Source organism: Nitrospirillum amazonense (genome assembly GCF_029594735.1).
In the GTDB taxonomy this organism is placed as follows: Bacteria; Pseudomonadota; Alphaproteobacteria; order Azospirillales; family Azospirillaceae; genus Nitrospirillum; species Nitrospirillum amazonense.
Genome location: NZ_JARPAF010000001.1, coordinates 201,566 through 209,151, shown reverse-complemented (window position 1 = coordinate 209,151; position 7,586 = coordinate 201,566). Strand labels below are relative to the sequence as shown.

The window sequence follows — 7,586 nt, the reverse complement described above, 5'->3', positions numbered from 1 at the left end:
ACCAGGGTGGCGGCGTCGGTGGGGGTGGCGGTGCGCTCGATGGTGAAGGTCATGGTGGTTCCAAATGTGCCGGGATCAGATGTGGATAGCGTGGCCCAGGGCCTTCAGGGCGCTTTCGTGCACGCCTTCGCTCAGGGTCGGATGGGCGTGGATGATGCCGGCCACATCCTCCAGGACGGCGCCCATCTCCAACAGCGTCGCAAACTCGCCGGCGAGTTCGGAGATATGGCGGCCCACGGCCTGCAGGCCCAGGATGCGGTGGTCGGCCTTGCGCGCCACCACCCGGACGAAACCGCCGTCGTCGCCCGCGTCCATGGACAGGGCGCGGCCGTTGGCGGCCCAGGGGAATTGCCCCACCACCGTCTCGATGCCCGCTGGCACCTCGTCGGGGCCTAAGCCCACCGTGACGATCTCCGGCTCGGTGAAGCAGACCGCCACAATCGATACGGGATCGAAACGGCGCCGCTTCCCGGCGATGATCTCCGCCACCATCTCGCCCTGGGCGGACGCCTTGTGCGCCAGCATGGGCTCGCCCACCACGTCGCCGATGGCGTAGACGCCCGTCGTCGGCGTGGCGCAGCGGTCGTCCACGGCGATGAAGCGGCCGTTCATGGCCAGGCCCATGGCCTCGCGCCCCCAGCCCTCGGTATTGGGCCGGCGGCCGACCGTGACCAGGATATGGTCGGCCGGCAGCACTTGGCGTTGGCCGTCCTGGGTCTCGATGGCCAGGCCCTGGCCTTCCTGGCCAAGCGCCTTGGCGCCCAAATGCACCGTGACACCGTGCTTTTCCAGCCAACGGCGCACCGGCTGGGTCAGCTGGGCATCGTACAGCGGCAGGATGCGGTCCTGCGCCTCCACCACCGTGACCTGGGCGCCCAGTTTGGCGTAGGCGATGCCCAGTTCCAGGCCGATATAGCCGGCGCCCACCACCACCAGCCGCTTGGGCACCGCCGTCAGCGACAGGGCGCCGGTGGAGGAGATGACCTTATCGCCGAATGGCAGGTTGGGCAGTTCCACCGGCAGCGAGCCGGTGGCCAGGATCACGTTCTCCGCCACCACGGTGACGGGGCCGTCCGCCGTCTCCACGGTGCAGCGCTTGGCGTCGCTGAACACGGCCCTACCGGCCAGGGTGCGCACCTTCGCCCGCTTCAGCAGCGCGGTGACCCCGCCGTTCAGCCGGTCGACCACGCCCTCCTTCCAGGCCATGGTCTCGCTGAAGTTCAGCGCCGGCTTGGCATCCAGATGGATGCCGAAGCGGCCGGACGAGGCGGCCGCCAAGGTCATTTCCTCATAGAGGCCCGCGGCGTGGATCAGCGCCTTGGACGGGATGCAGCCCCGGATGAGGCAGGTTCCGCCCAGGCGGTCGGCATCCACCAGCACGGTATCCAGCCCCAGCTGGCCGGCGCGGATGGCGGCGACGTAGCCGCCGGGCCCGCCGCCGACAACAAGCACGCCAGCATTGAGGACGGGTGTCTTGATGGTCTCGGCCATGACGTCAGTCCATGAAGATAAGGGCGGGGTGTTCCAGCAGGCGCTTCAGCCGCTGGATGAAACGGGCGGCGTCATAGCCGTCGACGATGCGGTGATCGAAGGAGGACGACAGGTTCATCACCTTGCGCACCGTGATGAAGGACCCGTTGACCACCGGGCGCTCCACCAGCTTATTGGGACCGATGATGGCGACCTCGGGATGATTGATCACCGGCGTGGCGGCGATGCCGCCCAAGGCGCCTAAGCTGGTCAGCGTGATGGTCGACCCACTCAGTTCATCGCGGGCCGCGGTACCGTCGCGGGCGGCTTTGCTGACCCGTGCCAGCTCGGCGGCGCAATCCCACAGGTCTCGCGTCTCGGCATGGCGCACCACCGGCACGATCAGGCCGTTGGGCGTCTGCGTGGCGATGCCGATGTGCACGCCCTCATAGGTGTGCAGCACCCCGGCATCGTCGTCGTAGCGGCTGTTGATGTGCGGGAACTCGGGCAGGATGCGCACCACCGCGCGCATGAAGAAGGGCAGCAGGGTCAGCTTGGGCTGGTCCGGCTGCTTGTTCTCGTTCAGGTCCTGGCGCAGGGCCTCCAGCTCCGTCAGGTCGCATTCCTCCACATAGGTGAAGTGGGGGATGCGGCGCTTGGAATCCTGCATCTTCTCCGCGATCTTGCGGCGCAGGCCGATGATCTTGGTTTCCTCCACGCCGTCCCGCGCGGTGTAGCGCGCGTCGCCCGTGGGGATGGCGCCGCCGCCGGCGATATAGGCGTCCAGATCCTCCGGCGTGATGCGGCCGCCGGGGCCGGTGCCGGGCACGTACTGCAGCGGGATGCCCAGCTCATGCGCCCGCCGCCGGGTGGCCGGGGCGGCCAGGGGCGCATCCTCGGCCAGGCGGGTGGTGAAGGCCGCGGCCTTCGCCTTGGCCGGCCGCGGCTTGGGCTGCTCCACCGGCTTGGGCGCGGGCTTCGCGTCACCCTGAACCGGTTCCTGTTTCGGCCCGGGCTTGGGTTGCGGCTTCGGTTCCAGCTTGGCCTCCGCCTTGGGCGCCGGGCGGGCGGTGTCGGCGTTGCCGGCCCCCTCCACCTCCAGTTCCACCAGCACGCTGCCCACGGCCATCATCTGGCCGACCTCGCCATGGATGGCGGTGACCACGCCATCCACGGGCGCGCTCATCTCCACCGTGGCCTTGTCGGTCATGACATCGACCAGATCCTGGTCCTCGCGCACATGGTCGCCCGGCTGCACCCGCCATTTGACGATCTCGGCCTCGACCACGCCTTCGCCCACGTCGGGCAGGCGGAACAGGTAGGTGCCCATGGGTCAGTCCTCCATGACGCGCTTCAGGGCCGCGGCGAGGCGCGCGGGGCCCGGGAAATAGTCCCACTCGAACGCATGCGGGTAGGGCGTGTCCCAGCCCGCCACCCGGCCGATGGGGCTTTTCAGGTGATAGAAGCAACGCTCCTGCAGCAGGGATGACAGCTCGCCGCCGAAGCCGCCAAAGCGCGAGGCCTCATGCAGGATGACGCAGCGGCCAGTCTTCTTGACCGAGGTGACGATGGTGTCAATATCCAGCGGCACGATGCTGCGCAGGTCGATCAGTTCGGCATCCACGCCCGATTCCTCGATGCCCGACTTGGCCACGTGCACCATGGTGCCGTAGGCCAGCACCGTCGCCTCGCGCCCTTCCCTCACCACCGCCGCCTTGCCCAGCGGCACGGTGTAGTGCCCCTCCGGCACATCCGACCCGGGGGATTCGGCCCAGGTCTTCAGCGCGCGGTCGTGGTGGCCGTCGAAGGGACCGTTGTAGATGCGCTTGGGCTCCAAGAAGATGACCGGGTCGTCATCCTCGATGGACGCGATCAGTAGGCCCTTGGCGTCATAAGGGTTGGAGGGGATAACCGTCTTCAGGCCCGTGACGTGGGCGAAGATGGCCTCCGGGCTCTGACTGTGGGTCTGGCCACCGAAAATGCCGCCGCCGTAGGGGGAGCGCACGGTGATGGGCGCCCAGAACTCCCCGCCCGAGCGGTAGCGCAGGCGGGCGGCCTCCGACACCAGCTGGTCGAAGGCCGGCAGGATGTAGTCGGCGAACTGGATTTCCGCCACGGGGCGTAGCCCGTAGGCGCCCATGCCGATGGCGGTGGCGATGATGCCGCCCTCGGAAATCGGCGTGTCGAAGCAGCGCTTCAGCCCATGCTTCTTCTGCAAGCCGTCGGTGACGCGGAAGACGCCGCCGAAATAGCCCACATCCTCACCGAACACCAGGACGTCGGGGTCCTGGCTCATCATCACATCCAGGGCGGAGTTCAAGGCCTGGATCATGTCCATCTTGGGCATCGGATCAGACCCCCAGTTCACGGCGCTGTTCCAGGACGCGCCAATCGGGCTCCTTGAACACGTCTTCGAACATCTGGCGCACGGGCGGCTTGGACTGGCCCAGGGTGCCGATGCGTTCGCCTTCCTTCACCGCGGCGCGCACGCCGTCGGCCAGTTCGGCCTCCATCTGGGTGTGGCGCTCGGCCGACCATTCGCCGCGCGCGATCAGGTGGATCTTCAGCCGTTCGATGGGGTCGCCCAGGGGCCAGCACGCCGCCTCCTCTGCCGGCCGGTAGCGGGTGGGGTCGTCGCTGGTGGAATGGCCGGCGGCGCGATAGGTCACGAACTCGATCAGGGTGGCGCCCTTGTTGGTGCGCGCCCGCTCCGCCGCCCACACGGTGGCGGCCCACACCGCCAGGAAGTCGTTGCCGTCCACCCGCAGACCGGGCAGGCCGTAGGCGATGGCCTTGGCGGCGAAGGTGGTGGACTCCGCCCCGGCGATGCCGGCGTAGCTGGAAATGGCCCACTGGTTGTTGGTGACGCACAGGATGACCGGGGCGCGGTAGACGGCGGCGAAGGTCAGCGCCTCATGGAAGTCGCCCTCCGCCGTGGTGCCGTCGCCGACATAGGCCAGCGCGATCTTGGTGTCGCCGCGATAGGCCGAGGCCATGGCCCAACCCACCGCCTGGCTGAAGCGCGTGCCCAGATTGCCTGACAGCGAATAGAAGCCATAGTCGCGGGCGGAAAACAGAATGGGCAGCTGGCGGCCTTTCAGGGGGTCGCCCTCGTTGGAGAAGATCTGGTTGACCAGGTCGAGCATGGGATAGTCCCGCGCCCACAGCCAACTCAGCACCCGGTATGTGGGGAAGCACATGTCGTCGCGGTCCAGCATCATAGACTGGGCGGCGCCGATGGCCTCCTCCCCCGTCGACTTCATGTAGAAGCTGGTCTTGCCCTGGCGCTGGGCACGGAACATGCGGTCGTCGAAGGCCCGGGTCTGGGCCATGACCTTGAGGCCGCGGCGCAGCGTCTCGGCATCCAGGCCGGGGTCCCAGGGCCCAACCGCCCTGCCTTCGTCATCCAGCACGCGGATGAGGCCGTAGGGCAGGTCGCGGATTTCCGGCTCCGCCACGCCAGGATCCGGCCGGCGGATGGCACCGGCGGGGGAAAAGGGCAGATGGTCGAAGCGGGGCGCCTGGCCCGGCCGGGCCGGCGGCTCCGGTATGTGCAGCTGCAACGGCGGCCGGTTCGGCGCGCCGATTGGGTCTTGGGGCGACATGTTTCCTGGTCCCTCCCGTGCCTTCCTGTTGCCCCTAGGATGTGGGGTGGGACCTGGAAAAAAAATATCTGATACGCCTTAAGTCAGCCCGTAATAGAAATGGACAACGCGCGAAACGGGGGGAATTTAGGATGGCGATTGCGTTGGACAGGATCGACCGGCGTATCCTGATGGCATTGCAGGAAAATCCCGACATCTCCACCGCCGACCTGGCGGCCAAGGTCGGCCTGTCCCACACCCCCTGCTGGCGCCGCCTGAAGCGGCTGGAGGAGGACGGCATCATCCTGGGCCGGGCCCTGCTGCTGGACGCCAAGGCCCTGGACCTGCCCATCACCGTCTTCGCCGAGGTGCGGCTGAAGCAGCATGACGAGGACACGCTGGAGGCTCTGGAACAGGTGGTGCGCACCCGGACGGAGATCGTGGAGTGCTTCTGCATGGCCGGCGGCGAGGGCGACTACCTCATGCGCATCATCGTCAGCAGCGTGGAAAGCTATGAGCATTTCCTGAAGAAGGTGCTGCTGCACCTGCCGGGCGTGGCGGCGGTCAACTCCCGCTTCGCCCTCAGCTGCGTCAAGCTGACCACCAGCCTGCCCATCGTGGCCTGAAAAGAGTAAGGGCGCCGGCTTTGAGACCGGCGCCCTTACTCAGAAGTCCCAGCTGGCCCGCAGCACGCCGGAGTGGCCCTGGTAGTCGTGGCGGTATTCGCCGTTGTATTCCAGCCGCAGCTTGAACCCGTCCGACTGCTCCACGGTGGCGCCCAAGGCGACACCCAGGCCATCGGCCTGCGGCCGGCCGGTGGTGCTGGCGAAGGTCACGCCGGCCAACGCACCCGTGGTGGCGATGGGACCGTTCAGGTAGTCGTGCACCCAGAACACCCGCAGGTCAGGGAACAGGCGGCCGATGCCGGTGTCGATACGGGTGTCCAGCTTCACACCCACCTCATGGGTGATGGCGTTGGTCACCAGCGCGTCGATGGCCATGTTGGCGACACCCGCGTCCCGCTCGTCATAGGCGTGGTTGGTCAGGCGCACCGCCCGCACGCTGACCTGCGGCGTCAGGGTGAAGTCGGCCGCCAGCGGCAGGTCGTAGCCCACCGTCACCTTGCCCAAGTACTGCTCCCCGCCATAATTGGCGTTGGCCCGGGCCCCCAGGAACTGGATGACACGACGCTGGTCGAAGTGGTTGTAGCCCCAGCCCACCTGGCCCTCGACCGACAGCTTCTGGTCGGCGAAGTCCGGCCGCCAGACGCTGTAGGCCGTCAGCTGGTAGCTGCCCACCCGGGTGGTGCTGCCGGCCATGACGCCCTGGCCCACCGACGCGCTGTTGATCCAGCTGAAGGCCAGGCCGGCCATGACCTCGTCACTGGCGAACCAGTCGGCGCCCAGCACCACGCCGGAGCTGCTGGCCCGATACCCCGCCGCTTCAGTCGTCGTGCCGCGCAGCACGCCGCCGCCCAGGATTTCACCCCAGATCACCCCCTCACGGCCTTCCGAACCGGCGGCGGCCCCCTTGCCGCTGCCATCCATCAGCCCCGCCACCGTTTCCTGGTGCTGGCTGATGGCCGTGGTGGTGGGGGTGACGGCCGTGGCCGTCAGCTGCGGCGTCAGCTGGCTGGGGGCCAGCTGGGCCACGGCCACCTGCTTGGCCTCCACCGACAGTTTGGCCAAGGGCGCCAGCACCTGCTGCGTGAACGCCGCCACCTGCGCGGTGCTGGTGATGGACGAGGACGCCAGGGCCGCGATCTGGTCCAGCGCGGCGCCGGAGCCCACCGCCGCACCGCCCTGGGCCACGCCCACGGCGGTATAGTTGGTAGCGGTACCCGCCACCGTCACCACCAGGTCGGTGGTGCCGCCCACCGTGACGGTGGCGGAACTGACGGTATAGCCGGTGGCGTTGAAGCTGACACCGCTGAGGCTGAGGCCGCCGCCCGCCGCCGCGATGGTGTAGGTGCCGGCCTGCAGGGCGTTGCCGCCGGCCCCCTGCAGCGTCACCGACCCGCCCGTCAGGCTGGCGCCGCCACTGATCACCAGGGTGCCGTAGCTGGTCTGCGACGTGGCGCCGATCACCAGGGCGCCGGCGGTCTGGCTATAGCCGCCGGTGATGTTCACCGCGCTGTTCACCAGCAGGGTGGCCCCGCTGTTGACCACGCTGTGCCCGGTAACGTTCACCGCGTCGGCCAGCCGCACCACACCGCTGGTGAAGCGCAGGTTGGACAGGCGGTTGTCGATGGTGCCACCGGTGAACACGCCCGGTGCCGTGGTTGTAGCGGCCCCCGTCACCACCAAGTCGTTAGCGCCGAGGTTGACCACGTTGCCGCTGATGGTGCCGCTGTTGGACAGGCTGCCCAAGGTGCCCGTGGCCGCAACGTACAGCGCCGTGGCCCCGCCGGCCGTGTTGGCCAGGGTGCCCGTGACACTGAGCGTATCCAGGCTGGCGCCGATGTAGTCGTTGCCAGCCGCCGCCAGCAGGGTGCTGCCGCTGGTCACGGCATTGGCACTGAGGCCGGTGATA

At 68.4% G+C, this 7,586-nt stretch carries 6 protein-coding genes; 1 reads left to right on the top strand and 5 read right to left on the bottom strand.

Annotated features, from left to right (window positions below; all coding sequences use genetic code 11):
• Positions 1-75: 75 nt before the first annotated feature.
• From lpdA to P5F91_RS00740, 4 genes are read right to left on the bottom strand one after another with little or no spacing between them, the layout of a single operon-like run.
• Positions 76-1,491: a dihydrolipoyl dehydrogenase gene (lpdA, locus tag P5F91_RS00755; RefSeq protein WP_277906151.1), complete on the bottom strand. Its 1,416-nt coding sequence runs from the start codon at positions 1,489-1,491 to the stop codon at positions 76-78.
• Between the two features lie 4 nt (positions 1,492-1,495).
• Entirely contained in the window at positions 1,496-2,800 is a 1,305-nt protein-coding gene (locus P5F91_RS00750) for a dihydrolipoamide acetyltransferase family protein (RefSeq protein WP_277906150.1), read from the bottom strand.
• A gap of 3 nt (positions 2,801-2,803) precedes the next feature.
• Entirely contained in the window at positions 2,804-3,817 is a 1,014-nt protein-coding gene (locus P5F91_RS00745; protein ID WP_277906149.1) for an alpha-ketoacid dehydrogenase subunit beta, read from the bottom strand.
• A 4-nt stretch (positions 3,818-3,821) separates the two neighbouring features.
• The gene (locus tag P5F91_RS00740; RefSeq protein ID WP_277906148.1) at positions 3,822-5,075 is read right to left on the bottom strand and encodes a thiamine pyrophosphate-dependent enzyme; all 1,254 of its coding nucleotides are present in this window, start codon (positions 5,073-5,075) and stop codon (positions 3,822-3,824) included.
• A gap of 131 nt (positions 5,076-5,206) precedes the next feature.
• Here P5F91_RS00740 and P5F91_RS00735 point away from each other — a divergent pair, with 131 nt between their 5' ends.
• Positions 5,207-5,680 carry an Lrp/AsnC family transcriptional regulator gene (locus P5F91_RS00735; RefSeq protein WP_145612795.1) on the top strand — a complete coding sequence of 158 codons (474 nt, stop codon included), beginning with the start codon at positions 5,207-5,209 and terminating at the stop codon, positions 5,678-5,680.
• Positions 5,681-5,719: 39 nt separating this feature from the next.
• On the opposite strand, the gene P5F91_RS00730 is transcribed toward P5F91_RS00735, so the two are convergent.
• On the bottom strand, positions 5,720-7,586 hold a 1,867-nt coding region (locus tag P5F91_RS00730; protein ID WP_277906147.1), incomplete at its 5' end, for an autotransporter family protein.

Coding starts and splice junctions, on each gene's coding strand:
- lpdA (WP_277906151.1), bottom strand. CDS start 1,491: ATGGCCGAGACCATCAAGACACCCGTCCTCAATGCTGGCGTGCTTGTT.
- P5F91_RS00750 (WP_277906150.1), bottom strand. CDS start 2,800: ATGGGCACCTACCTGTTCCGCCTGCCCGACGTGGGCGAAGGCGTGGTC.
- P5F91_RS00745 (WP_277906149.1), bottom strand. CDS start 3,817: ATGCCCAAGATGGACATGATCCAGGCCTTGAACTCCGCCCTGGATGTG.
- P5F91_RS00740 (WP_277906148.1), bottom strand. CDS start 5,075: ATGTCGCCCCAAGACCCAATCGGCGCGCCGAACCGGCCGCCGTTGCAG.
- P5F91_RS00735 (WP_145612795.1), top strand. CDS start 5,207: ATGGCGATTGCGTTGGACAGGATCGACCGGCGTATCCTGATGGCATTG.